Raw genomic sequence first — 23,891 nt, 5'->3', positions numbered from 1 at the left:
CCCTTAACCTGGGCACAACGGTCGGAGAGTAGCAAGGGGGCGGTGTGCGAGCCGAGTTGAGCGGCCTTCGTCAGTTGGCCGAGGAGATCCTTGAAGCCGCGGTCCACAGTCGGCTCACTCCGGAGGGCTGGAAGCAAGTAGAGGGCTTCCTGGTCACTATGTCCGACGCTTTGGACCGGGGCGACCACGACGGGTTCCGCCGAGCACTTTTCCGTCTCGAGGACACCGTGACGGTGATGCGTGCACCCAGGAAGTTGACGGGCGAAGGGCCCTCGGAGCGAGTCCTCGAGCGGAAGGCGCTGATCCAGGACCGGCTGGGTGGGGACGAGCACGAGCGGGAGCGCACCGAGGACCAGGATGAGCGGTGAACCGCGCCTTGCGCGCGAGGCACTGCAGCTGCACTACTTCTTCGCGTCCCAGCGGTTCGGTAGCTCGGGAGGACGCCTGCTGGGTCTCCTCTGGGAGACGTGTGCGCGGGCCGGCATGGAGACGGCCCTCCAGCCCGGCGGTGAGCTGTCCCTTCCCGTCGGCTTGAAGGGTGGGGCCGGATTCCACTCCCTGCGGCAAAGGTCCGACGCCACCGGGACGAGACAGGCGATGCTCTACCGGTTGCACGACGTGGTCGGCCTCACCGTCATGCTGGCAGCGGACGAGGGGCCTGGCCGCACCGCCGAGGAGAGCGCACAGGTGCTGCGTGCGCTCGAGCGCTCCTGGGAAGAGACCCGTGCCCGAGCAGCGGCAGCGAGGGGCGACGCCAACACCGACACGTCACTCATCGGATCGGTCCGCGTTCACCGGTCACTCAGCGTTCCCGACGGCACGTCGTGCCCGGACCCGACGCTCGTGGGGGAAGGGCTGTGCCGGGAACTGGCGCCGCAGTCCCGGCTCTCGCGCCCGGTGGAGACGGACACCGGTCTGACTCTGTGGGAGATCACCCGATCGAGGGAGATGCTTTCCGGCCACCGCGATCTCCTCGTCACCACTGTGGCGACCGACCAGCAGGAAGGTCTGCTGGACGACTGGAGCTGGTATTCCGAGCATGGTCTCGTACCGCTGACGCGGTATCTCATCGGCGCCGCCCTCATGCGCGAGAACTATCGGCTACGCCTCGACAGCGACGCCACCTTGAATGAACGTCTTGATCGGATGAAGCGGGTCGGCGAGGAACTGACCCGGCAGTGGCATGAGCTGACGGCGACTTCGGCGGCACAGCCCGCCATCGGCCGAGGGACCCTCGCGCGTTGGGAGCGCATCGCAGAGCAGGCCCAGCAAGCTCTTACCGAGGAACGGCTGGCGAGCGCGTCCAACCATGGCCTGCGCTACATGACACGATCCTTGGATGTCGCCTCAGCCGGCCTGCGCGTGCTGGGGGCGAACGCGGACGGTCAGCCGAGAGTCCTCGACAACGACGAGGAACTGCGCGTGCAACTGGCTGCGGTGCTCGATGACGACGTGACGTACATGGACATCGCCCGGGAGCAGGTGGCCGAGGCTGCTCGGGTCGCCACGGAGTCCGCCGCGCAGCGACTGCAGAGTCACCAGCAGTACCTGTCTCTCGTCCAAGCCACGGTCATCGGTTCCGTTCTGCTCGCGCTGACCGCCATCCAGGCCCTGGCGTACAAGGTCCCCGTGCCAGTCCGTCTCCACGCTCCCCTGATCGCCCTGCTCGGCTCGTCGGGGCTCGTCCTTCCGCTGCTGGTCGTGCGCCGCTGGCGGGGCGGGACCGGCGGACGAATCGGTGGCGTCCTGGAGATCGGGTCCCTCGCGGTGGCCGGGGCGGCTGCGGGCTGGCTGGTGGGCAGGTCCCTCGGCCACACCGCAGAGAGCGTGCTGACCGGCATGGTCCTCGTGGCCGTTCTGGGCAGCTGGCTGACGCGGAGGTCGTCACCCTGACAGCACCCCGGGCCGCAGGGACCCGGGCACACACCTATTGGACCGATCGAGAACGGGCGCTTCATGACCCCACCACCTCCCCAGCCGCCTGCACCGCCAGGGTCGTCGTGGTGGCACAAAGCGATGGCCCTGCTGGTCCCCGCCATCGTCTCCGGCTTGGTGGGGACATGGGCAGCGGGCTGGTTCGGCGACGACCGTGATCGTCCCTCCGACGTCGCCGAACGGCCAATCGTGGAGACGCCCGTGAGCGGCAGGCCGGGGGCGGTCACCGGTTCGGTCCCCCTGCCGACCGACCCCGACACCCACTGCGCCACCCGCCCGCAGGCCGTGGGGTCCGTGGTGTGGACGCCCTGCGCACGCGTCACCGAGGACTCGGTCCAGTTCGGTGTCATGGCAAGCAATGCCGGCGGACACCAGGTACTGCGGCTACGTCTCGGATACGTGCGCACCCAGCAATTCGCGCCGTGCGGAGCCGTGGACAGCTACGTCACCGCGACGGTGGAAGCCGGGAAGACCATGTGGCTGACCACCAAGGGGTGCTCTGTACCCCGCGTCCACGCTGCGGTGCAGGCTCAGGTCGAAGTGGCTCCGAGCGAAGGCTCCTTCTCCGGGGCATCGCGCTCGCCAACCTTGCACATCCAGCCCGACGGCTCGGTGAAGACCTCGTAGCCGAACTGAGCGCTGTCAGGCTCCCTCAGCACCTTCACACTGGTCCACCACTCTTGCTGACCGTCAGCAGGCCACGGTCGCAGGCACGGGCCGAGCGCCATTCCCCGGACCACCGAGGCAGGGGCCTCTGCTCTGGGACTTTTCTGGGACTTCCAACCGCATCAACGGGCGTCAGTATGAAAGAGCAAGAAGAGCATTCGTACAGGTCAGCGATGCATGACTGTTCATCGCTGCAGGTCAGAGCCCTGGCCGGTCTCTTCCGGGACATCTGAGCAACGGATGCCGCCGCACCCTATGTGACCTGCACGAATGCGGGTCTGGAAGGGGTGCGGCGGCGCCTCTGGGACTTCTCTGGGACTTTGGGCCGGGGCCGGGCTGTTCCCAATCGCTCGGGAGCTACCCGAAAACGGCGTCTACGGCGGCGCTGCCACGTGCGCCCGCGCGGGGCAGGAAGTGGGCGTACTTCCGGAGCGTGAACCCGGGATCCGAGTGGCCGAGCCACCGCGCCAGGGACACCACCGACTCACCGGCCTCCAACTGCTCGGAAGCGCAGAAGTGACGCAGGGCGTGGTAGCCGTGCTCTCGCGAGGACTCCCACGCGCGGGCTCCGTCCGGAGCGCTCTCCTCCAGCCGGGCGATCACGCCGTCCTCAGGGCCCGCGGGATCACCACACTCGGCGGCATCGACCAACTCCGCCGCGGCCACGCAGACCTGGCCGGCAAGCTCAGGACGCCGGGCGCCGACATCTGCGAGGTGCCCCCGTGACGGGCGGCCGCAGACTGCGCCAGATCGTAGCGACCACCGACGTCCACTCAGCCTTCGACAACGCCGTACCCGTCATGGCACACCTCCACGCCCTCCGCCCGACCTCGCTCGTTGTGGACTGCTGGGCGTCGGCGCCTCGACGTACGCGGTGAAGAGCGGAGATGGCCCTCACCGGCGCTGCGGGATTCCGGCGCCCTGGGCGGGCGGCGCGTGGTCCCGCACAAACGGCCGCAGGCCGACCAGGCCGCCGGTGTCGGCGGTTTCCGGTCGGCCAGGAGAGCGGCGACGGGCCGGTTCAGACGACGGCTCGCCGGGAGCGGGACAGCGCCAGCGCGCCGAGGACCACACCGACCAGCCCCACCACGAGGGCGACGACGGCGCCGCCTCGGCCGGAGCCGGTACCCACACCGCCGTCCGCGGCGGCCAGGGCGATGCCGGCGATGATCACACCGACCAGCCCCCCCGCCACTGCGGCGATGGCGCCGCCCCGCGCGTTGTCGGCGCCACGGCCGGCGGCACGCAGGGCCCGTACCCCGAGCACCACGCCGATCACCGCCACGACCAGGGCCGCGAGGGACGGACCTCGCCCGGAGCCACCGTCGTCGCCGTCGGCGGCGACCATGACGTTGGCGGCCGCCGGCGCGGCAAGCAGGAATCCCGTGGTCACGGCGGCTGCGGCAGCGGCAGCGGCAGCGGTGAGCAAACGACGGACGGACATGGAGGTTCCCTTCGGTTTTCCTGACGGGGGGACGGGTTTCAGCGTAGGTACCGGCTCGTCTCAGGTCGTCATGCCGCAGTAGCCGTTTCGCCTACCGTCGCAGCGGTATCGGTCCGGGGCGGAGTCTGCCGTCACAGCAGTCCACTACCGCGTCCGCAGCAATCTCGCGCGACCCTCACCCGCTGTTCGGTGTTCCCGCTCCGGCGCCGTCCGCGCCTCTCGCGGACGACTCGGGTTATTCGAGGCGGCGATTCCGGATACGTTCAAAGCTTGATTATTGACCCGCTTAATCATTACGGGCTATCGTCCAGGCAGCCAGTTGCCCGGCCAACCCAATTGCCAAGAGAACTTGGGGACTTCGATGAGCGAGCGGGAAACTTCACCGGGTTACAGAGCGGGCCGTGCCGTGGACATCACCATATGGGCGTGTCAAGCGGTTCTGGTGCTCGTATTCCTGGCCGCCGGCTCCGCGAAGCTCGCCGGGGCCGAGGAGATGGTGAAAGCCTTCGACGACATCGGAGCCGGTCAGTGGCTCAGGTACTTCGTCGGAGTCGTCGAAGTCATCGGCGCGATCGGACTGCTCGTGCCACGTCTGGTCGGACTTGCCGCGCTGGGGCTGGCCGGTTTGATGACCGGGGCGGTGATCACCAACCTCGTCATCGACGCCTTCTCGCTGCTGGCGGTGATCCTTCTCCTGCTCAGCGTCCTGGTCGCCTGGGGGCGACGGGACCGTGTCGGCACACTGATCCGTCCCGCCACCGTCGGCTGAGCCGCCGGACCGACCCGGTCGCGGCCCGGCCGGCCACGGCGATGACGCCGTGGCCGGGCGCTCAGATCCAGCCGACCCTCGACGCGGCCCGCACGGCCCCCGCCCTGTTCCTCGCCTTCAGTTTGCGGATGGCGGAGTGAATGTGGTTGCGGACCGTGCCCGGGCTCAGATGCAACTGGGACGCGATGACGCTGAGCGGGCGGCCGTCCTCGGCCGCCTTCAGGATCTCCGCTTCGCGGGCCGTGAGCGGACTTTCCCCCACGGCCAGCATTTCGGCGATGAATTCGGGCGGTAAATGGCGTCCGCCCGCGTGCACTTCACGGATCACCCGGCTCAACTCACGAATCGAGGTCTCCTTCGTGAGGATGCCGCGCACTCCGGCCTTCAGCGCCCGCTGCAGATGCCCGGGCCGGACTTCGCAGGTGAGGATCACGAGGGGAAATCCGGGCCGCTCCCGGTGCAATTGCTCGGCAACCTCGATTCCGCTCATGCCAGGCATGTACACATCAAGTACGGCGAGTTCCGCGCCGTACTCCTCCAGCAGCCCGATCACCCTGTCGCCCCGCCCGGTGTGGGCGACCACCTCGATGCCGCCGGACAGTTGGAAAAGTTCAGTGAGGGCTTCCCTGGTGAGGGCTTCGTCCTCAGCCAGGACCAGCTTGATCGCCATCTTCCCTCCAGCAGTCGCTCCGACTCATGGGCGCGGTCACTTCGACGCGATAGCTGGACTGGGGTCCCGGGCCGTGAGTGAGCGTGCCGCCCACGGCCCGCAGCCGCGTCATCAGACCGAAGAGCCCGCTTCCGGAGGCCGAGACCCGCTGCCGGGCGCCGTCGTTGGAGATCCGCAGACGTGCCGTCCGGTCGCTGATCCAGACCTCGATCGAGCAGTGCGCGGCTTCGCTGTGCCGGATGACATTCGCGGCCGCCTCCCGCACCACCCAGCCGAACGCCTCCTGGATCAGCCGGGGCAGTGCGGCCTGGGTACGGGTGACCTCCACCCGCGTGCCCAGGGCCTCCAGGTCGGAGCGCACCCCCTCGATCTCGGTGGCCAGATCACCGAGGCGATAGCCGCCGACCAGGGCACGGACCTCGGTCATGGACCGACGGGCGAGCACCAGTACGGTCTCCAGCTCGGTCCGCGCCCGGTCCGGCTGGGTGGCGAGCAGCCGGGCGACCAGCTCGCCCTTGCGGTTGATCGCGGCGAGGGTGCGGCCGAGCACGTCGTGCACGTCCCGCGCGAGCAGCCGGTCGTCCGCCGTGACCACCCTGCGCGCCGACTCCCGCCCGGGCCGCGACCACACCGTCACCGGGCCCGCGGGCAAGGCCGACGGTGCGTCGCTGCGGGCGCCCCTCCCCGTCGCCTGGGCGGCGAAGGCCGGGGCCATGAGCACGTATCCCGCAACGACCGCAGAGATGGCACACAGCAGATCCTTGGCCGGCGCGCCCCGCAGGAGCAGCCCGGAGGCCCCGGCCCGGAGCGCCTCGCGACAGTGCTCCTGATGTCCGGGTACGGCCAGGATGATCACCTTGGGCGGGCCGGCGGCGGCGAGCAGGCGCCTGGTCACGGTGACCAGGTTCGGGCCGGCCGCCCCGGCGCCCAGCAGCACCAGGTCCGGGCGGGTCCGCGCGGCCCGCGTCAGCGTCTCCTCCGCGTCGGCCGCCTCACCCACCACGTCCAGTCCGGGAGCGGCTCCGATCACCGCCGACAGGTCCGCTCGGACGGACACGTCGGGATCGGACACGAGCACGGAATACGTCTTCGCCGCCGCACGAAACGGAAAGACGACTGTCATCGGAGTGTCCCCCCTAAGGAATGCCTGAGTGCGAGAGCTGGTCCGGCCGGTCAGGTGTGCAGGCCGGTGTCCGGACAGGGACGCGTGGACGTCCCGACCATCGACCTCCGCGGTCACGGCCGCCGGGGCCGCAGGGGCCCGGCCGGTGACCGACGGGCAGGTTCCGGTCACTCGCCGTGGACGGGCGTCCACGGGCCGAAGCGGAGGCCGCCGGTCGACCGAGACCGTGTCAGGGGGATGCCCCGGGACCCGGCTCGCGCACCACGCCCGACGGTGGGGGCCGGGCGCCGGCGAGTCCCTCGCGCGCCGCGAGCGGAACCCGGGCCCGCACCTCCGGGACCGATGCCGGGTGCCACCGAAACAGGTAAGCGCGAACTTACTGGAAGTGCGTGACAGTTCATTGAGATCGAATCCCCCGCCATGCGTTCGAGTCGCAGCCGTGACCTTAACCCGACCGGCCTCGACTCCTCTACCCTCGAACCCGCCGACAGGGCGTCCGGCGAGTGGTTGTCCGAAGGTGCTGGCCGGCAGCAGACTGCCGCCGGCGTCCTGGGGACGCCGGCGGCAGTCTGGTTCGGTGCGCGGGCGGATCAGCCGCCGTTCACCTTGCGCTGAACGTACTCGTAGCTCATGTCGCCGATCTTCGGTGCGTACTGCTTCGCGGCGTCGACCGCGGCGGGGAAGTTCTCACCGCCCCAGATCCTGCTCTGGCCGCAGTCCCGGGCGAAGTCCGTCCAGTTGTCCCAGTGCAGCGTCATGTCGTTGGCCGGGGTGACGTCCGGCTCGATGAGCGAGGCGCCCTTCGCGACCGGGTGGTTGATGTTGGCCTTGTCGGTGCCCGTGAAGCGCCGCACCTGCTGGGTGAAGGCGAGGCAGAGGGCGGAGCTGACCGACGGGTACTCGGGGGAGTCGGCGGAACGCCCGCTCAGGTAGCCCTGCCACTCGTTTCCGGTGATGTCGTCGACCGTGCCCGTGCCGGGTCCGCCCCAGCTGGTGATCTCCTTGTCGCCGTACACATGCCGGACGGCGCTGAACGGCCGTACGGAGTCGAATGCGCGCTTGAAGTGCCAGGTGGCGATGGTGGAATCGATGAAGGCCACATCGGAGGAGGTGATGTAGTGCACCATCTTCTCGATGTCGTAATTGCCGTGCGTGACCACCGGAGTTCCGGCGACGGTCCCGAAGGTCACCACCTTGTCGTTGAAGAGTTCGGCGGTCATCTTCTTCCGGTCGTCCAGGCCCGCCGACGCCTTCAGCACCTCGTCGGCCTGGCGCTTGTAGGACTTGCGGTTGTGGTGGTTGCTGGCGGCCGGCGGAGCGACCTTGAACCGGCTCGGGTCGTCGAACGTGAACGGCTTGACCCTGCCGTAATAGGGCGTCGCGAACTGCTGGACCTTGTGGACACCGTTCGTCGAGGTCACGTTCGGCTGCCAGCGGGACGGATTGCGCAGCTGCTCCGCGGTGTTGGCCGGCCGGTACCCGGTGTAGTCGCTGTACGGCTTCCGGTTGTACTGACGGCCGCCTTCGTCACCGTACCGGTTGGAACCGTCGTCCAGACGTGCCTTCATGGCGTTCTTGGCGGCCAGAACGCCAATGCCGCTCGGCGTCGTGGGGTCTTCCGCGGTGTTGTGGGGATCAAGGCCCGCCGACTCCATCATCTCGATCCAGCGGGTCTTGTACTGCGGGAGGACCGTGTTGAGCGACGTGTACGCCGCGTAGATCACGGCTATGTTCCTGTTGCGCGTCGTGTGCTCTTCCTTCGGACGGCGGCCGAGGTCCGAGAAGATGCCCTTCGCGGTCGGATGGTACGGCGCGATGGCGTCGAACCACGGCATCTCGATGAGGATGGCGTGGTCGACGGTCAGTGACACGGAACGGCCGGAGCTCTCGTCGCGCGACACGCGCTGGAACTTTGGGTAGACCACCTGGACCAGGGCGTTCCCGTGATCGAGGTCGACACCGGGTGCCGCCTGTCGCGGGGCCGCCGGCGCGGCACCGGTCAGCGAACCCACCAAGGCCGCCGCGGTGGCGATGGTCACCATGTATCCCAGGCGTCGGCTCCGCGGCCGCCTCAATTTCGTCACCGGAAATTCTCCTTTCGATCGGACTTCGTATCGTGAAAAGATCGCCAGCGGGAGGAATCAGGCCAGAGTCGTGCTGCTCTGTGAATTGCCCGAGATTTAACTGGAACGCTATCCGACCCCACTTCGGCACGTCCACTGCTCGATCGAGTAGTGGAGACTACCGATGCGGGATCCTCAGGGGTGTTGCCCGCCGACCGGGACCGTGCCTTTCGCCCAGGCCTCGATGAGTTCCACGGCCTGGTCGGCATTGAGTCGCGGATCGCACAGCGAGGTGTAATGGCGGGAAATTTGGCCCTCGTTCTCCACCGAGCCGCCGATGCATTCCGTCACGCCCTCCGCCGCGACCTCTATGTGGAGTCCGGCGGCGTGCTGGCGGTGATTCTGGAGAATGTCCCGGAATCGCACCGCCTCGGTGATGACATCGGTGAGGTGACGTGTTTTCAGGCCGGAGCGGGATTTCACCGTGTTGCCGTGCATCGGGTCGCACAGCCAGATCACCGGGTGTCCCGCGTTCGCCACCCGGCGGACGATCGGCGGCAGGGCCTCCCGGATCCCGTCCCGGCCCATCCGCGGGATGAGAACCAGGCGGCCGGGCTCACGACGCGGATCGAGCACCTCGCACACCCGCAGTACGTCGTCCGGGTCCGCGGCCGGCCCGATCTTGCAGCCCACCGGATTGACCACGGAGGAGAGCAACGAGACGTGCGCGTCACCGGGTTGACGGGTCCGCTCCCCCACCCAGGGCAGGTGGGCGGAGGACAGATACAGCCCGTCCGTCTCCGGGTCGCGGCGGACCAGCCGGGACTCGTAGTCGATGACCAGGGCCTCATGGCTGGACCAGGGCCCCTCCCCGGTCGGTATGCGGCCGTTGTCCCGGCGGTACGTCCGCATCGTCCGCTGCACCTCGGCACTGGCCTCATAGGCCCACACCATGCGGCGCGGATCGGGCTGCCGGGTCAGCGGTGCGGAGATCTCCGAGTTGATCATGTGCCCTCGGAAGGAGGCCATGCTCACCGCACCGTGCGACTCGGTCGCCTGCGACCTCGGTTTGGCGAACTGCCCGCCCATGCGGCCCACCCGGACGACACTGCTGCCGGTGAGTTCGCCGAAGCGGTCCGCAAGCCGGTCGACGACCCGCAGCTTCTGCTCCACATGTCGGGGCGTGCATTCGTAGAAGCTCTCCGCGCAGTCGCCCAGCTGGAGCAGGAGCGCTTCGGTCATCGTCAGCCGCGACAGGGTCTGCCGCAGGTGCCGGATCTCGCCGACCGTCACCAGGGGCGGAGCCGACTCCAGCCGCGCGCAGGCCTCGGGGTGGGCGGCGTGGTCGCGCCAGTCCGGTTGCTGGGCCGCCGGCATCTCCTCCCACGGTCCGGGTCGGGCGATGTCCGCCATAGAGCTGGATTGCGTCATGAGTGCTCCCGTCGAGAGATCAGCGAGGCGTGCCCCCGGGGACCGCGGAACGACCGCCGGCCGGTCGCCGGATGAGCGGGTGCCAGGTGCCCGGCCGGGCCCGACCGCGCCGGAGCCTCCCATCCGATCGAGACGTATGCGCTTAGCGTGACCTGCCGGGCCAGGCGCGCACATCACGTCTTCGCGCTGCTCCGGGCCCGCCCGGTACCGGATTTCCGGTACGGCGCCGGGCGCGGTCCGGCCGTCGGTCCGGTGTCACCTCACCGGATGTCTCAGACCGCGCCGCGTACCCGCCGGATCACGGCGGCCGGGTCCGAGGGGGCGTCGTTGCCGCGCCAGGCCACGTGCTGGTCGGGCCTGAGCAGCACGAGGTCGCGTTCCCAGGCCCGCCGGGCCAGGGCGTCGGTCACCACGGTGTGGCCGACCGGCAGTCCCTGGGTGGCCGCTGCTTCGAGCAGCGCCTCGCCCCGGCCGTCACCGGCGAAGTCCACGAGGGTGAAGGACGGGGCGAAGAGGTCGTAGATCGGTCTTCCGTCCTTGAGGAGAAGGCTCGGCGGGCGGCCGCCGAGCCAGGTCGTCGGTGTGTACGCGCGGGGTGTGTACGGGGGTTCGGGCTCGTCGTCGGAACAGACGACGGGTGAGTCGTGGTAGCGGTAGCCCAGCTCGATCCCCCGGTACTCGTTCTCGCCCCGCTCGTCCTGCAGATAGGCGGCGACGGCCTGCGGCGAGGCGCCGCCGCGCAGCAGTTCCCCGGCCTTGAGGTGCACGCCGAGGTGCCGGTGGGAGGTGTGCATGGCGCGCAGCCCCACCGGGCGGCGTTCGGCCTCGTAGCTGTCGAGCAGCGCGGGGCCGCCGAAGCCCTTGACGAGGGCGGCGATCTTCCAGGCCGCGTCGGCCGCGTCTCCGATGCCGGTGTTCATGCCATAGGCGCCGGTCGGGAACATGCGGTGCGCGGAGTCGCCGGCGAGGAGGACCCGGCCGTCGCGGTAACGGTCGGCGATCAGGAAGCCGGGGCGCCAGCGCGAGGTCAGCAGCACCTTGTCGATCTTCAGATCGGTCTGCGTCGTGTCGCGCAGGAAGGCGGCCGGATCGGTCGGCGGCGTGTCGAACTCGTTCGGGTGCAGGCCGTTGACGTGCGCGGTCCAGGTGTCGACCTCGTCCTGGGCGATGATGACGTACCGGAAGGCGAAGTAGTGCCAGAACCGGCCGTGCCGGTGCAGGGTGTCCAGGTCGCGGCTCTTGAAGTGCACCATGAAGGCGCCCGGGAGCCCGGGGACGTCGAAGCTCTCCTCGCCGATGCCCAGCGCCGCGCGGACTTGGCTCGACGCGCCGTCGCACCCGATCACGTACCGGGAGCGCAGCCGGACCTCGTCGTCGGTCAGCACGTCGACGAAGTGGCTGGTGACCCCCTCGTCGTCCTGGGTGAGGAAGTCGAAGCGCAGCCCGCGGCGCAGCTCGATGAGCGGATTGCGCCGGCAGTGGGCCCGCAGGACCGGCTCCAGGTCGATCTGGGAGATGCGCTGGCCGGGTTCGGTGGGCTGGGTGCCGTCGTTGAGTTCGGCGATGCGCTGCCGCTCCTCGGCCACCGAGGGGAGTTCCCATGAGGTGATCGGCTCGCCGGCGAGGCCGGTGGACCAGATCACGTCGGCCCGGTGCTCGGGCGCGACCCCGGCTGCGCGGATGTCGTCGGTGATGCCCAGGCGCCGGAAGAACTCCATGCTGCGCGGGTTGACGTAGTCGAGCTTGGGATGAACGGATGTCTCGAATTCGCGGTCGACGAGAACGCAGGAGACGCCTTGGCGGGCGAGCTCCAGAGCGACGACCATGCCGACTGGGCCGGCGCCCACGACCAGAACCGGTACCGGATCCACGATTGCCCCTTCGCAGGGGTGTGGGGCGGGTCGTCCGCCCCACACCGTTCACGACGTCTCAGAGCGCCTTACTGGGCGCCGGGCTCTTACGGCCGGCCGGCTCTTCCGGCCGCTCCCGCCGAGCGGGGACGACGCCTCCCGTCAGAGCGCGGACCTGCATCTCGGCGAAGGCGGCGTCATTGCGCTCGCGGCTGGTGAGGGTGCCGATCCAGCCGAGCAGGAAGCCGGCCGGCACCGAGATCAGACCGGGTTCGATGTCGATGAACTTGAAGTCGGAACCGGCGAAGATGGCGTCGTCCGGACCCGACACTCCGTTGGAGAACACGACCATGAGCAGGGTCAGGGCGATCCCGCCGTATACGGTCCACTTCAGTCCGGCGGTGTTGAAGCGCCGCCAGAACAGCGCGTAGACGACCGCCGGCAGGATGGCGGCGCCGGCCACGTCGATCGACGTCGGGATGAAGATGTGCGTCCGCACCGGAAGCATGGCGACGGCCGCCACGACGGAGGCGACGCCGATCACCGCCACGTTGCGCCGTACGTCCTTCAGTTCGTCGGCCGGGGCCACCTGCCGGCCCCGCACCACGTTGAGGTCCTTGGTGACACAGGTGACCGCGTTGATCAGCAGTGCGGCGAAGACCGAGGCGATGGTGAGCACGGCGACCGCCCCGAGCACGCCGACCAGCACCGGCCCGCCGAGTTCGTCCACGAGCTTGGGCAGGCTGATGTCCCGGTGGGCCTTGATCACGCCGATGTTGTCCGCGCCGAGGACCGCGACGGCGCCGAAGCCGACGACGATCATGCACGCGTACACACCGACGATGATCATCGAGGCCCAGCCGGCGGACCGTCGCGCGTCCCGTCCGCTGGTCGCGGTGAAGCTGCGCATGAACAGGAACGGCATCGCGGCGACCCCGACGGCGATGCAGAAGAGCTTCGACAGGTGCACCCACCGTCCGGCGCCTTCACCGAAGAGGCGGCCGGGGCCCAGCAGGTCGTAACCGCCCGGTGCCGGGGCCGCGTTGGCCTCCGCCTTCTCGAGCAGGCTGATGACGTTCAGGTTGAACTCGGCCAGGACCAGAGCGGTCAGCACGGCCACGACGCCGAGCACCAGCACGACCTTGGCCACCAGGATCCGGGTGACGCCCGGCATCCCGCCGATGTACACGAACAGCACGGTGACCAGGCCGACGACGGCGACCACCAGGGCCAGCCCAGCGAGGGAGTCGAGGCCGAACCAGCGGTTGAAAATGAAGGCGATCGCGGCCATCTGGATGATCGTGAACATGGCGTAGATCAGCATGGTGACGACCGCCGCCGCGAGCCGTGCCTCGCGTTCGCGCAGGCGCAGGGCGAAGAGGTCGCCCAGCGTGGCGACGCCGAGGTTGCGCAGGTGGGAGGCGAAGACCAGCAGCCCGAGCATCATGGAGATCGTGAACGCCGTCACGAGGAGGGCGGCGTCGTACCCGCTCAGTGCAATGTGCCCGGTGATGATGAACAGCGTCGAGTACATCAGGGGCGCCGAGGACAGGGCGAGCGCGTTGCGCACGGGGCCGACCCTGCGGCCCGCGAGCAGGAAGTCGTCCTGGTCGCGTATGCCGCCGCGGGCCGCCTTCACGAGGAAGTACAGCAGCACGGTGACGGCGATGGTGACGGGGATGGCGATCACGGGCGCCGCCCAGGTGTTGTCGACCGGGGGCGGCGGGTCGGCGAGGATCATGCTCGTCGAGGATCGGGGGTCGGCGAAAGCAATGTTCATCGGGGGTCTCCTTCCAGGTCCGCCCGGATGCGTTCACTGAGGGGGTCCAGCCGGGTCCTGGCGTGGCGCAGGTACACCCCCGAGGTCGTCACCACGAGCACCATCGACAGGACCAGGAACAGCACACCCACGTTCACGGGGCCGCTGACCCCCTGCCGGAAGAAGTCCGGGACGAAGGTGGCGAGCGCGCTGCCGAGGAACCACCACCCGAAGAAGATGACGCTCGTCCAGGTGTTGAAGGTGCTCGAGCGGCGCCGCAGTTCCTTGAACTGGGTGCTGTCGTGCACGGCGACATAGCGGTCACCGTCCACGGGCGGATCCATCGTGCTCATGACACTCCCTGTTGAGGACGTCGCAGCGAGGACGTCTTTTGATGTGGCAGTCGGTACCGAAGTCTCGGCCGACGCTCCCGCGGGGACATGACCCGTTCACGGGAACTCGTCGTGCCGTGGCGCGTTGGCGTGCCGCCTCGTCCGAACAGCGCGAACGGGTGATGTCCGGGTGAGGCGACGGCCCGGAAGGTGGCCCCATGACGTCAGTACCGAAGACAGACACGTGGACGTACGACGACTTCACGAGCGGCGAACTCGACCCCGCCCGCTGGACCGTCATGTCGATCGAGGGCGCCGACGGCGAACGCCACCGGTACCGGGATCGCAACGCACACGTGCGCACCGGTGACGGCCGGCTGGAGCTGACCGTCCATCCGTTCACCCGCTTCCACGACTTCGACCCGAGGCAGAACAACGCCAAGCAGATGTACCGGTCCGTGCGGCGCTTTCCCGTGCCGGCCACGGGACGGGTGGCTTTCGAGGTCGGCATGGGGGTGCGGACCTACGGCCAGACCCCCTACGACCTGCTCGACGCCTTCGGCACGGTGAACCTGTTCGACCTGGACACCGGAGTCGTGCTGAACACTGCGGCGACCAACGACACGGTGTACGCGGTCGTCGAGCGACTGGTGCTCCCCGGCGTGAGCCGGCCCGACGACCACTACATCCACCGCGTGGTCCTGGACGTGCCGACGGAACCGGGTCAGGAGCACCGCTACGCCCTTGCCTACCGGCCCGAGACACGGCGGGCGGAATGGTACGTCGACGGCCGGCTCCTGTACTGGGCGCGGCTCCCGGTGCCGGTTTCCGGGTTCACCGCGGGCATGGCCCTGTTCTCCGCCCGCGACCTGACCCGCTACCCCCGCGCGGAGCGGGAGCACGGGCAGGGCGCGAGCGGCTGGTGGGGGCCCTGGCGGGTGACGACGAGCGTCAGATGAGCACGTCCCCGCCGTCGATGTTCAGATTGACACCGTTGATCGACCGGTTCCGCAACAGGAACGTGATCGCGTCGGTGCAGTCCTCCGTCGTCACCGGCCGCCTGGTCAGCGCCCGCGTCTGGGCGGCCTCCCGGGCGGCGGGCTTGTCGCTCCAGAACGGCGTGTCGGCGACGATGCTCGGATGCAGGGCGTTGACCCGGATCGGCGACAGTTCCACCGCGAGGGTCCTGACCAGTGCGCTGATACCGCCGTTGGCGGTCGTCACGGTGGTGGAACCGGGGTAGGGCCGGTGGCTGGCCAGACCGCCGAGCAGAACGGCCGCGCTGTCGTCGGACATCCGCGGGGCGAGCGCGTGCAGCACCGCGGTGTAGCCGGTGAGCTTCACCGTCAGCAGGCGTGTCGCGGCGGCCGGCCGGTAGTCGCGCACCGTGTTGAAGTCCCGGTCGAGCGCCGAGATCACCAGCCAGTCGACACGTTCGACGTCGGCCAGCGCCTCCGCGACCCGCTCCGGCTCGGCCAGGTCCAGCGCGAGCCCACGGGTCCGCCCGCCGATCTCGTGGGCCACCCCCTTCGTCCGCTCCTCCGTGCGGCCGGTGATGACCACGTCGTGGCCCCGGTCAGCGCACGTCTGGGCGAAGTGCCGCCCTATTCCCGACGTTCCGCCGATGACGACGACCTGGGTGCGATCGGACATGGAGGATGTTCCTTTCGTTTGACTCTGCTCGTGTGATCAGGTGAACGCGGGCGGGTCGTCCGTGGCGTGTGGCCGGACCGGCCGGTCACGGCGTCAGCTCGGCCAGCACGTCGTCCGTGGTCAGCGGCACCGCGCAGCGGTCCGCGGCGTAGCGGAGGGCCATGAGATGGTCGTCGAGCGTCAGGTCGGCCAGCGCGTCCGCCACCAGGAACGGCTGGATGTCGCGGCTGAAGGCGTCGCAGGCGGTGATGAGGCAGCCCATGTGCGCGTACACGCCGCAGACGACGAGCTGGTCCCGTCCCGACTCCCGCAGCCGGTCTTCCAGGTCGCTCCGGTGGAACGCGCTGTAGCGCCACTTGGTCAGCACCGTGTCGCCCGGCTCGGGTGCGATCTCGTCGACGATGCCGCGGTCGGACTCCCCGGCTGCCATGCCGGGGCCCCAGAAGTCGTACAGCAGTCCGCGGTCCCGGCGCTGCATGCCGCCCGGCTGGGCCGTGTACATCACCGGTACCCCGGCCGTACGCGCCACCGCGAGCAGTTTCGCCACGTTGGCGACCAGCTCGGCCAGCGGGGACTGCCCGGCCGCGAACGCGCGCAGGAAGTAGCGCTGCATGTCGTGCACCAGCACGACGGACCGGTCCGGATGCGGGCGCCAGGGCACCGCCGCGCTCGGCAGATCGCCGGCGCCTGGCATGCGGTACGGCTGGATCGGGGTCATGGCCATGGTTCGTCTCCTGTTTCGTCCGGGGGCGTCATACGTGCAGGGCGGCGCCGCCGTCCACGTACAGGTCGTGCAGGGTCACGTGACCGGCCTGGTCGGACACGAGATAGGCGACCGCCTCGGCCACGTCCCGCGGCTGGGCCAGCTTCCGCAACGGGATGCCGACCCGGTAGGCGGCGGGCGAGCCCTCGATCACCCGCCGGGCGTCGGCGTCGCCGAGCATCGCGCGCAGCATCGGGGTGTCGGTCGAACCGGGCGAGACGATGTTGCACCGGATGCCGTACTCGGCGAGTTCCAGTCCGAGACACCGGGTGAACTGGGCGGCCGCGGCCTTCGAGGCGGCGTAGGCCGCCATCTCCGTACGCGGCACGCCGGCCGCGTTGGAGGCCACGGTCACGATCGCGCCGCGGCGACGGCCCGTCATCCGCCGGGCCACCGCGCGGGAGACGTGGAACACGCCGTCCGCGTTGACCGAGAAGGTCTCCCGCCACTGCCGGTCCGACAGGTCGACCACCCGGCCGGTGCGCAGCACGCCGGCCGCGTTGACCAGGATGCCGATGGGCCCCAGCTCGTCCTCCACCCGCCGTACGAGCGCGTCCACCGCCTCGCTGTCGCAGACATCGGCGCGGTAGCCGCGGGCCGACCGGTCCTCGGCCTGGAGCTTCGACACGGCGGTGGCGAGCGCCTCGGCGTTGCGGTCCACGGCGGCGACCTGCGCTCCCGCGCCCGCCAGGGTGGCCGCCACGGCCGCGCCGATGCCCTGCGCCGCACCGGTGACCAGTGCGACCGTCGACTCGATTCCGGTCAGTTCCATCATGCGCTCCTGCTGGTCAGGGCCTGCTCGGCGTCGTAGGCGAACAGCCACTCGTGCCGGTCCAGACCCGAGGAGGACTGCGCGGTGCCGTCCCGGTGGCGCTGCGCGTCACCGTCGGCCAGGTGGAAGGTCTTGGCGTTGTCGCGGGACTGGCGCTGGATCCGCGCGGTGCGGGGAAGGCGGACCCGCTCGTAGCGGCGCAGGGCCGCGTCGATCCGGTCCGGGCGCACGTCGGCCAGACAGGCCGCGAGCACGACGGCGTCCTCGATCGCCTGGTTCGCGCCCTGCGCCTGGAACGGCAGCATCGGATGCGCGGCGTCGCCGATCACGGTCACCCGCCCCGAGCTGAGCCGGTCGAGGGCGTCGCGATCGTGCAGCGCCCATCGGCCGACCGTCTCCGCCGCCCCGATCAACCGGGTGACGTCCTCGTGCCAGCCCGCGTACGCGGCCGCCAGTTCGGCCACGTCGCCCCGCGCCGACCAGGACTCCTCCCGCCAGCCCGAGGCGGGGACGGTCGCCCCGAAGCTCACCTGCCGGCCGGACGACACCGGGTAGCACACACAGTGCTGGTCCGGTCCGAACCACAGCCGCACCCGGTGATCGGAGAGCAGCTGGGGCACCCGTTCGGCGGGCACCAGACCCCGGTAGATGGTCTGCCCGGAGTACCGCGGCCGGTCGACCACGATCTGCTCCCGGGCGACCGAGTGGAGGCCGTCGGCGCCCACCACCAGGTCCGCCGCGACCGTCGTGCCGTCGGACAGGTGCAGCCGGGCCTCGCCGGCGTCCTGCGTGACGGCCACGCAGCGGGCACCGAGGTGCAGCTGTCCGGGCGGGATGAGCGAGAGCAGGCTGCTGTGAAGGTCGGCGCGGTGCACGGTGTAGTAGGGCGCCCCGAAGCGGCGGTGGCACGCGTCGCCCAGCGCGGTGCGCTGCAGCAGTGTGCCGTCGTCCCAGCGGCGCATCTCGATCACCTGCGGTGTGATCGCCACACTGCGCAGCCGGTCCCGCAGTCCCAGCCGGCGCAGCAACCGGGTGGCGTTCGGGGCGAGCTGGACACCCGCCCCGACTTCGGCCAGCCGGCCCGCCTGCTCGTAGACGTGGCAGTCGATGCCGGTGCGGCGCAGGGCGGCGGCGAAGGCGAGGCCGGCGATTCCGGCACCGGCCACGACCACCCTCATCTGCGACATGTCGTCCCCATCAGTAGTAGAGGAGCGCTTTGCCCCAGTCCTCGTCGGACCCGAAGAGGCTGCGCGGCTTGACCACGTCGGGCATGGCGGTCAGCGCGTGGTGCGGTATCAGCGTCCCCGCGGCCAGTCCGGTGACCTCGCTGTCGACACCGAACGCGGCCCGCACCGAGGCCGCCAGTTCCGCCTCGGCGGCCGCCCGGTGCTCCTCGGGCACCTCGATCTCGATACGCAGCGCGGTCGGCTCCGCCCTCGCCCGCCAGAACACCACCTGGTAGGCCTCCGGGAGGGAGAAGACGAGTTCCTCCAGCCGGTGCTGGGTGATGGTCGCGGCACCGACACGATGGCCGAACGAGGCCCTGCCGAGCACCTGGATCGTGGGCAGGTTCCAGCCGCACGCGCAGTCGTCGTAGGAGACCGACACGTTGTCCTCGAGGTTGTAGCGCAGCAGGGGCATCGCCTCGCGGTACAGGGGGGTGACCACGAGCTGGCCCTCGCCCTCCGCGCGGACGGTACCGGTGCGCGGGTCGTACACCTCGAACAGCGCCCGGTCGGCCCACAGGTGCATCCGCCCGTGCGGGCACTCGCCGGCAAGGCTGCCGGTCTCCGTGGAGCCGTACTCCTCGATCACCGGCACGCCCCACAGCCGGCTGATCCGGCGGCGGCGGGCGGCGGTGAGCGGCTCGCCGCCGACGAACAGGGCGCGCAGCGCGGGGAAGTCCGTGGCGGGCCGGTGCCCGGCCGCGGTCGCCGCGGCGGCCCAGATGAGGCATTCGGTCGGCACCGACCAGGTCAGCGTGACCCCCAGGTCGTGCATGACCCGGACCACCCGGGCGTACGGCATGGCCAGCGACCGGTTGTCGCCGGGCACGACGGTGGCCCCGCGCAGCCGGCCGGCGGTGTGCGCGAGATGCCCCGTCAGCAGCAGCGCGTACGGGGTGCGCACCAGGAAGACGTCCTCGGCGGAGATACCGATCCACTTGCGGGCGAAGCGCTCGGCCAGGTCGACCCAGTCCTCCGCCGTGTAGTACGAGGGGGTGGGCCGGCCCGCGGTCCCGCTCGACTCGTGATAGGTGGCCAGCCGCTCCTTCGGGACCGCCAGCATTCCGAACGGGTAGTTGTCCCGCAGGTCCTGCTTGGTGGTCAGCGGCAGGGAGGCGAGGTCGGCGGCGGTCGTGGGCAGGGCCGCCGCGTTCAGCCGCTCGCGGTAGAAGGGTGAGCGGGCCGCCCAGGCGACGGTCTGCTGAAGTTGCTTCTCCTGCAGGGAAAGCAGGTCCTCCGGTCCGTTCCACTGGCCGAGTCGAGGCAGACTCGAAGGTGGCTGGTTCACTGCTCTTCCTCTCCTAGCAGTCGATGGGCGTTGTCCCAGGCGATCTGCCGCCACTGCCCGGGCGGCAGGTCCATCGCCTGGAACTTGGCCAGCTCCACGGCCGGATGCTGCAGCGGGTACTCGGAGCCGAACACGACCCGCCCCGCGCCGAGGCGGCTCAGTGCCACCTCGGCCACGCAGGTGTAGCCGCCGGAGGTCTCCAGCAGGATGTTGGGTTCGTCCCGGATCAGGGTGAGGGCGTAGAAGTCGATGTTGCCGATGCCGCTGTGCCCGAGTACGAAGCTCACCTGCCGGAACCGGCGGGCGAGGGTGACGAGGTCCGTCACGCCCGCTCCCGGACGATCCAGACACACCACGTACACCGGGTGGCCGAACTCGGCGGCGACGCCGACGAGTTCGGCCACCTGGGCGTCGGTCAGACCGACGCCGTGCACTGCGGGCGAGATCTCCAGGCCGCGGAACTCGGCGGCCCTGACCCGGTAGACCTCGGGTGGGCGGTGCGGGTTGGCGAAGAAGAACGGCACCAGGCGCCCTCCGCTGCCCGCGCAGACCTCGAGCACCGCGTCGTTGTCGGCGTCGGTCTCCACGTGCCCGCCCTCGACGAGCTGGCGGGAGAGGCGGTCGAGGTCGATGGTGCCGCCCGCACAGACCACCGCTCGGGCCAGCCGGCAGTCGTCCATCGCCGCCAGGAGCCGCTCGCCGGCCCCCGGTCTGGGGGCCAGCCGGACGTGGAAGTCCAGCACGGGTTGCGCGCTCATCGCGGCATCACTCACTTCTCGATGCAGAACTCGTCGATCGGGTAGCCGACGTGCCGCTTCTCGACCGGCAGGCAGCCGAGCACCTTCGTCCCCGGCGTCAGCTCGGTGACGTTCAGCACCGTGCCGCCCGGGCCGAGCACCCGCACGTGCCAGTCGTCCTGGACGATGAGGTTGACCTTCACACCGGAGGGCGACACCGCGTCGACGGCGAGCAGCGGACGCGTCTCGATCTTGACCCGACCCACCGTGACGGCCCGCGACCTGCCCTTCGAGTCGACGGCGAGGACGCGACCGCCGGAGACGAGTTCGCTCAGGTAGTTGGTCCGCCCGTTGGCCGACAGCGTGTACGAGTGCAGGGCACCGGCGTTGACCCGGAACGGCCGGGTGGGCATGTACGGCAGCGGGTGAGTCTCACTGCAGCACAGGATCATGCCGGTGGAGTGCGAGCCGACGAGAATGCCCTCGTCGAGGCCGAAGTTGGTGCAGGTGTCGACGCAGGCGCGCTCGCCCATGCCGACCCGCCGTATGCCGGTGATCTCCAACTCCACCAGCGGCAGGTCCGCGGCCTTGCTGACCGCGGCGGTCTTCAGCTCGGTGGCGTCGCCCGGGACGCGGGGGGCGAGCATCACCCCGTCGGAGCCGTGTTCGAGGACACCGAAGACGATCTCGGCCTCCTCGACATCGGCGACCTGGGTGATGACGCTGCCGTTCGCGCCGGCCGCGGCGGCCAGCACGATCTCCAGCGGGATCTTGGTGGGGTCCCGGAAGTACAGCAGGCTCCAGCTGTCCAGGCGCGCCGCCCGGCAGGCGTCCTCCAGACTGTCGGCGTCCTTGATCTCCACGTACCGGCCGAACTCCACGTCGGGGTACTCCAGCGCCAGCTCGGCGGGCTCTCCGTGGCGGGCCGGGTCGACGATGACCAGGTCGGCGAACTCCAGCTTTTCCGGCAGCGGCAGGTCCTTGGGGAACAGCACCTTCTTCACCGTCGGAGGAAGCGGCTCCAGGTCGGCCGGGTCGGCCGCGACGATGGCGTCCACCCGCTGGTGAACGGCTTCCTCGATGATGGCTTCCTTGGCTCCGTCGACGTTGCGGACGTCCAGCCAGCACAGCTTCACAAGCATCTCCTCAGCAGGGGCGATGGGTCTCGGGGTGACCGGGAGGGTCAGGTCAGGAGGGCGAGGCCGTCGTTCACGCCGTTCGGGACCGGGGCATACGGCGCGTCGTGCACCAGCCGCGCGACGGCGGCCGCCATCCAGCCGGGACGGTCGGCCTGGAAGACGTTGCGCCCCATGGCCACACCGACCGCGCCACCGCGCAGCGCGTCGGACACATAGGCCAGGACGGTGTCGGTCTCGGCCGAGCGGGCGCCGCCAGCCACGATGAGCGGGATGGGACAGGCGCGGACCACGTCGGCCAGTTGCTCGGGCGTGCCCACATAGTCGGTCTTGACGATGTCCGCGCCGAGATCGGCGGCCAGCGTCGCGGCGTGCGCCACCAGTTCCGGCGCACGTGAGTCGCTGATCTGCGGTCCGCGGGCGTACACCATGGCGAGCAGCGGAACGTTCCAGCGGTCGCACTCCTCCGCGACGGCCGCGAGGTCGGCGACCTGCCGGGCCTCCTGCCGCGACCCGAGGTTGACGTGGACGCTGACCGCGTCGGCGCCCATCCGCAGCGCCTCCTCGACATGGGCGACCAAGTACTTCGCGTCCGGGTCCGGGGCGAGCCGGGTACTCGCGTTGAGGTGCAGGATCAGCGACATGCCGCCGAACCAGTCGGGGTCGACATGGCGGAGACTGCCCTTGTGCAGGACCACGGCGTCGACGCCGGTGCCGGCCAGCTCGCCGACCAGGGAGTCGAGGTCGCCGGGCCGCAGCGGCCCGTCGGTGACGGAGTGATCCAGCGGAACGACGAGCAGGCGCCCGTCGCCGTGCCGGAACAGCCGTCGCAAGCGGAGGCTTCGAGCGAACGAAGCGTTGTGTACTGCCACTGTGTCCTGCCTCTCTCAAACGGTGGCGGAAGGGCCGGAGGCCGCGGACGTGACGTCGAGCGGCTCGTGCCGGTCGAGGTGGAACTCGCGGTGCAGGACCTCGACGGCGTCGACCGTGCGCTCACGCGGCACGATCACGGACAACCGCATCTGGGAGGTGGAGATCCAGCTCGTCGGGATGCCGGCCGTGGCCAGCGCCGCCATGAGCCGGGCGGTGTACTCGGGCCGGCTGAGCAGGCCCATCCCGACGACCGAGACCTTGCCGACGTTCTCGTCGAAGTGCACTCCGCCGCCGTAGGCGGCCGTCACCTCGTGCAGTGCGCTCCGCACGGAGTCGGCCTGGCTGCGGCGGATGGTGAATCCCATGCGGAACTCGCTCTCATGGGGACCGGACCTGGCCACCAGGTCCACTACCGTCCCCTGGGCGGCCAGCACCTCGAACACGTCGGGAGCCAGGTCCCGGCGGCTGTCGCGGCAGTGCACGAGCACCCGAGCGACGTCGGTGTCGTGCGTCACCGCCACGACGGCCCGCCGGGTCTCCAGCGGCCGGTCCTCCGGCAGTTCGGCGACGATGGTTCCGGGCGCCTGCGATGACACGTTCCGGACGTGCACTTCGACCCCTTCCATGGCGGCCAGTTCGATGCACCGGGTGTGCAGCACCTTCGCGCCCGCGAACGCCATCTCCGCCATCACGCCGGGTTCGACCCAGGGCAGACACCGCGCCGCGGGCAGGATGCGGGGATCGGCGCTGAAGACGCCGTCCACGTCGGTGTAGATCTCGCAGGCCGATGCGCGAAGTCGCGCGGCCAGCGCCACCGCGGTGGTGTCGGAGCCGCCACGCCCGAGCGTGGCGACGTCCCCGGTGCGGTCGACTCCCTGGAATCCGGTGACCACGGCCACCTGGCCGGCTTCCACGGACGCCCGCACCCGGGCGGCTCCGATGCGCGAGATGAGCGCTTCGCCGTGCCGGTCGGTGGTCTCGATCCCGGCCTGCTGGCCGGTCAGCGAGATCGCGGGCACGTCCAGCCTGTTCAGCGTGAGGGCCATGAGCGCCGCCGACTCCTGTTCGCCCACGGCCAGCAGCTGATCCAGCTCGCGGGACGCGGAGGTGGCGCCGATGTCCGCCGCCAGGCGCAGCAGGTCGTCGGTCCTGCCGCCGCGGGCGGAGACGACCACGGCCACCGCCGCGCCGCGCCGCCGCGCCGCCGCGACCCGGAGGGCGGCGTGCCGAACACAGGCGAGCGTCTGCAAAGAGGTACCGCCATATTTCTGGACCAGCACATCCACAGTCGTTTTCACCGCTCTCGTCGAACTGGTATGCCTCGACAGTAATCGCGTCGCACGGCCCCGCCCACTACCCGCCCGAGTAGTGCCACACCCTTCAGTTGTTCACGCCATACGG

At 70.2% G+C, this 23,891-nt stretch carries 23 protein-coding genes and 2 pseudogenes; 7 read left to right on the top strand and 18 right to left on the bottom strand.

Annotated features, from left to right (window positions below):
* Positions 1-44 precede the first annotated feature (44 nt).
* From ACVW19_RS26960 to ACVW19_RS26950, 3 genes are all read left to right on the top strand, one after another.
* Positions 45-368: a CATRA system-associated protein gene (locus tag ACVW19_RS26960; protein WP_457462472.1), complete on the top strand. Its 324-nt coding sequence runs from the start codon at positions 45-47 to the stop codon at positions 366-368.
* The gene (locus ACVW19_RS26955) at positions 358-1,893 is read left to right on the top strand and encodes a CATRA conflict system CASPASE/TPR repeat-associated protein (protein WP_457462470.1); all 1,536 of its coding nucleotides are present in this window, start codon (positions 358-360) and stop codon (positions 1,891-1,893) included. The genes ACVW19_RS26960 and ACVW19_RS26955 overlap by 11 nt, the downstream gene beginning before the upstream one ends.
* 123 nt (positions 1,894-2,016) lie before the next feature.
* Positions 2,017-2,562 (top strand): hypothetical protein, encoded by a 546-nt coding sequence (locus ACVW19_RS26950; RefSeq protein ID WP_457462468.1) that lies wholly within the window; start codon positions 2,017-2,019, stop codon positions 2,560-2,562.
* A gap of 396 nt (positions 2,563-2,958) precedes the next feature.
* On the opposite strand, the gene ACVW19_RS26945 is transcribed toward ACVW19_RS26950, so the two are convergent.
* Positions 2,959-3,204 (bottom strand): hypothetical protein, encoded by a 246-nt coding sequence (locus tag ACVW19_RS26945; protein WP_457464904.1) that lies wholly within the window; start codon positions 3,202-3,204, stop codon positions 2,959-2,961.
* Between ACVW19_RS26945 and ACVW19_RS26940 the strand changes: the two are divergent.
* Both ACVW19_RS26940 and ACVW19_RS26935 read left to right on the top strand, forming a co-directional pair.
* Positions 3,178-3,327, top strand: a pseudogene (locus tag ACVW19_RS26940) (UDP-N-acetylglucosamine 1-carboxyvinyltransferase); the annotation flags it as partial. The gene ACVW19_RS26945 and the pseudogene ACVW19_RS26940 sit on opposite strands and share 27 nt — an antisense overlap.
* Positions 3,324-3,449, top strand: a pseudogene (locus ACVW19_RS26935) (bifunctional metallophosphatase/5'-nucleotidase); the annotation flags it as partial. The pseudogenes ACVW19_RS26940 and ACVW19_RS26935, both read left to right, overlap by 4 nt.
* 173 nt (positions 3,450-3,622) lie before the next feature.
* On the opposite strand, the gene ACVW19_RS26930 reads toward ACVW19_RS26935, so the two are convergent.
* A complete protein-coding gene (locus ACVW19_RS26930; protein ID WP_457462466.1) occupies positions 3,623-4,045 on the bottom strand; it encodes a DUF6223 family protein in 423 nt (140 codons plus the stop codon).
* 361 nt (positions 4,046-4,406) lie between these two features.
* Between ACVW19_RS26930 and ACVW19_RS26925 the strand changes: the two genes are divergently transcribed.
* Positions 4,407-4,814, top strand: a complete 408-nt coding sequence (locus tag ACVW19_RS26925) for a DoxX family protein (RefSeq protein WP_457462464.1) — start codon at positions 4,407-4,409, stop codon at positions 4,812-4,814.
* Between the two features lie 61 nt (positions 4,815-4,875).
* On the opposite strand, the gene ACVW19_RS26920 is transcribed toward ACVW19_RS26925, so the two are convergent.
* The 7 genes from ACVW19_RS26920 to ACVW19_RS26890 form a co-directional block, all read right to left on the bottom strand.
* Complete coding sequence (locus ACVW19_RS26920; RefSeq protein WP_457462462.1) at positions 4,876-5,484, bottom strand: response regulator; 609 nt, start codon at positions 5,482-5,484, stop codon at positions 4,876-4,878.
* Positions 5,459-6,541: a histidine kinase gene (locus tag ACVW19_RS26915; RefSeq protein WP_457462460.1), complete on the bottom strand. Its 1,083-nt coding sequence runs from the start codon at positions 6,539-6,541 to the stop codon at positions 5,459-5,461. The genes ACVW19_RS26920 and ACVW19_RS26915 overlap by 26 nt, the downstream gene beginning before the upstream one ends.
* Before the next feature lie 656 nt (positions 6,542-7,197).
* Positions 7,198-8,691: a DUF6851 domain-containing protein gene (locus ACVW19_RS26910; RefSeq protein WP_457462458.1), complete on the bottom strand. Its 1,494-nt coding sequence runs from the start codon at positions 8,689-8,691 to the stop codon at positions 7,198-7,200.
* Between the two features lie 174 nt (positions 8,692-8,865).
* Complete coding sequence (locus ACVW19_RS26905) at positions 8,866-10,101, bottom strand: 3-deoxy-7-phosphoheptulonate synthase (protein WP_457462457.1); 1,236 nt, start codon at positions 10,099-10,101, stop codon at positions 8,866-8,868.
* A 272-nt stretch (positions 10,102-10,373) separates the two neighbouring features.
* Positions 10,374-11,972, bottom strand: a complete 1,599-nt coding sequence (locus ACVW19_RS26900; RefSeq protein WP_457462455.1) for an FAD-dependent monooxygenase — start codon at positions 11,970-11,972, stop codon at positions 10,374-10,376.
* Positions 11,973-12,030: 58 nt separating this feature from the next.
* The gene (locus ACVW19_RS26895) at positions 12,031-13,731 is read right to left on the bottom strand and encodes a solute symporter family protein (protein ID WP_457462453.1); all 1,701 of its coding nucleotides are present in this window, start codon (positions 13,729-13,731) and stop codon (positions 12,031-12,033) included.
* The gene (locus ACVW19_RS26890; protein WP_457462451.1) at positions 13,728-14,063 is read right to left on the bottom strand and encodes a DUF485 domain-containing protein; all 336 of its coding nucleotides are present in this window, start codon (positions 14,061-14,063) and stop codon (positions 13,728-13,730) included. The genes ACVW19_RS26895 and ACVW19_RS26890 overlap by 4 nt, the downstream gene beginning before the upstream one ends.
* A gap of 197 nt (positions 14,064-14,260) precedes the next feature.
* Between ACVW19_RS26890 and ACVW19_RS26885 the strand changes: the two genes are divergently transcribed.
* Complete coding sequence (locus ACVW19_RS26885; protein WP_457462449.1) at positions 14,261-15,001, top strand: DUF6081 family protein; 741 nt, start codon at positions 14,261-14,263, stop codon at positions 14,999-15,001.
* Here the strand turns inward: ACVW19_RS26885 and ACVW19_RS26880 are convergent.
* The 9 genes from ACVW19_RS26880 to ACVW19_RS26840 form a co-directional block, all read right to left on the bottom strand.
* Positions 14,994-15,695, bottom strand: a complete 702-nt coding sequence (locus ACVW19_RS26880; protein WP_457462447.1) for an SDR family NAD(P)-dependent oxidoreductase — start codon at positions 15,693-15,695, stop codon at positions 14,994-14,996. The two genes, ACVW19_RS26885 and ACVW19_RS26880, sit on opposite strands and share 8 nt — an antisense overlap.
* A gap of 85 nt (positions 15,696-15,780) precedes the next feature.
* Positions 15,781-16,419 carry an isochorismatase family protein gene (locus tag ACVW19_RS26875; RefSeq protein WP_457462445.1) on the bottom strand — a complete coding sequence of 213 codons (639 nt, stop codon included), beginning with the start codon at positions 16,417-16,419 and terminating at the stop codon, positions 15,781-15,783.
* Between the two features lie 28 nt (positions 16,420-16,447).
* Positions 16,448-17,230 (bottom strand): 2,3-dihydro-2,3-dihydroxybenzoate dehydrogenase, encoded by a 783-nt coding sequence (locus ACVW19_RS26870; protein ID WP_457462443.1) that lies wholly within the window; start codon positions 17,228-17,230, stop codon positions 16,448-16,450.
* Positions 17,230-18,417: an FAD-dependent monooxygenase gene (locus tag ACVW19_RS26865; RefSeq protein ID WP_457462441.1), complete on the bottom strand. Its 1,188-nt coding sequence runs from the start codon at positions 18,415-18,417 to the stop codon at positions 17,230-17,232. Before ACVW19_RS26865 ends, ACVW19_RS26870 begins: the two co-directional genes overlap by 1 nt.
* Before the next feature lie 10 nt (positions 18,418-18,427).
* A complete protein-coding gene (locus tag ACVW19_RS26860; RefSeq protein ID WP_457462439.1) occupies positions 18,428-19,744 on the bottom strand; it encodes a phenylacetate--CoA ligase family protein in 1,317 nt (438 codons plus the stop codon).
* Positions 19,741-20,502: an amidohydrolase family protein gene (locus ACVW19_RS26855; protein ID WP_457462438.1), complete on the bottom strand. Its 762-nt coding sequence runs from the start codon at positions 20,500-20,502 to the stop codon at positions 19,741-19,743. Before ACVW19_RS26855 ends, ACVW19_RS26860 begins: the two co-directional genes overlap by 4 nt.
* Positions 20,503-20,513: 11 nt before the next feature.
* Positions 20,514-21,617, bottom strand: coding sequence for a 3-dehydroquinate synthase II family protein (locus tag ACVW19_RS26850; protein WP_457464798.1), 1,104 nt, complete (start codon positions 21,615-21,617; stop codon positions 20,514-20,516).
* Between the two features lie 47 nt (positions 21,618-21,664).
* Positions 21,665-22,489, bottom strand: coding sequence for a 2-amino-3,7-dideoxy-D-threo-hept-6-ulosonate synthase (locus tag ACVW19_RS26845; RefSeq protein WP_457462436.1), 825 nt, complete (start codon positions 22,487-22,489; stop codon positions 21,665-21,667).
* Positions 22,490-22,504: 15 nt separating this feature from the next.
* Entirely contained in the window at positions 22,505-23,788 is a 1,284-nt protein-coding gene (locus ACVW19_RS26840) for an aspartate kinase (protein WP_457462434.1), read from the bottom strand.
* Positions 23,789-23,891 lie beyond the last annotated feature (103 nt).

This window comes from Streptomyces sp. TE5632 (assembly GCF_054061295.1).
The sequence above is the reverse complement of the archived record's forward strand: the minus strand, read 5'-3'. Positions and strand labels throughout refer to the sequence as shown.

What these genes read in the sequence shown, in the direction of transcription:
- ACVW19_RS26955 (WP_457462470.1), top strand. Translation starts at nt 358, where the DNA reads ATGAGCGGTGAACCGCGCCTTGCGCGCGAGGCACTGCAGCTGCACTAC.
- ACVW19_RS26950 (WP_457462468.1), top strand. Translation starts at nt 2,017, where the DNA reads ATGGCCCTGCTGGTCCCCGCCATCGTCTCCGGCTTGGTGGGGACATGG.
- ACVW19_RS26930 (WP_457462466.1), bottom strand. Translation starts at nt 4,045, where the DNA reads ATGTCCGTCCGTCGTTTGCTCACCGCTGCCGCTGCCGCTGCCGCAGCC.
- ACVW19_RS26925 (WP_457462464.1), top strand. Translation starts at nt 4,407, where the DNA reads ATGAGCGAGCGGGAAACTTCACCGGGTTACAGAGCGGGCCGTGCCGTG.
- ACVW19_RS26920 (WP_457462462.1), bottom strand. Translation starts at nt 5,484, where the DNA reads ATGGCGATCAAGCTGGTCCTGGCTGAGGACGAAGCCCTCACCAGGGAA.
- ACVW19_RS26905 (WP_457462457.1), bottom strand. Translation starts at nt 10,101, where the DNA reads ATGACGCAATCCAGCTCTATGGCGGACATCGCCCGACCCGGACCGTGG.
- ACVW19_RS26895 (WP_457462453.1), bottom strand. Translation starts at nt 13,731, where the DNA reads ATGAACATTGCTTTCGCCGACCCCCGATCCTCGACGAGCATGATCCTC.
- ACVW19_RS26890 (WP_457462451.1), bottom strand. Translation starts at nt 14,063, where the DNA reads ATGAGCACGATGGATCCGCCCGTGGACGGTGACCGCTATGTCGCCGTG.
- ACVW19_RS26885 (WP_457462449.1), top strand. Translation starts at nt 14,261, where the DNA reads ATGACGTCAGTACCGAAGACAGACACGTGGACGTACGACGACTTCACG.
- ACVW19_RS26880 (WP_457462447.1), bottom strand. Translation starts at nt 15,695, where the DNA reads ATGTCCGATCGCACCCAGGTCGTCGTCATCGGCGGAACGTCGGGAATA.
- ACVW19_RS26875 (WP_457462445.1), bottom strand. Translation starts at nt 16,419, where the DNA reads ATGGCCATGACCCCGATCCAGCCGTACCGCATGCCAGGCGCCGGCGAT.
- ACVW19_RS26870 (WP_457462443.1), bottom strand. Translation starts at nt 17,230, where the DNA reads ATGGAACTGACCGGAATCGAGTCGACGGTCGCACTGGTCACCGGTGCG.
- ACVW19_RS26865 (WP_457462441.1), bottom strand. Translation starts at nt 18,417, where the DNA reads ATGTCGCAGATGAGGGTGGTCGTGGCCGGTGCCGGAATCGCCGGCCTC.
- ACVW19_RS26855 (WP_457462438.1), bottom strand. Translation starts at nt 20,502, where the DNA reads ATGAGCGCGCAACCCGTGCTGGACTTCCACGTCCGGCTGGCCCCCAGA.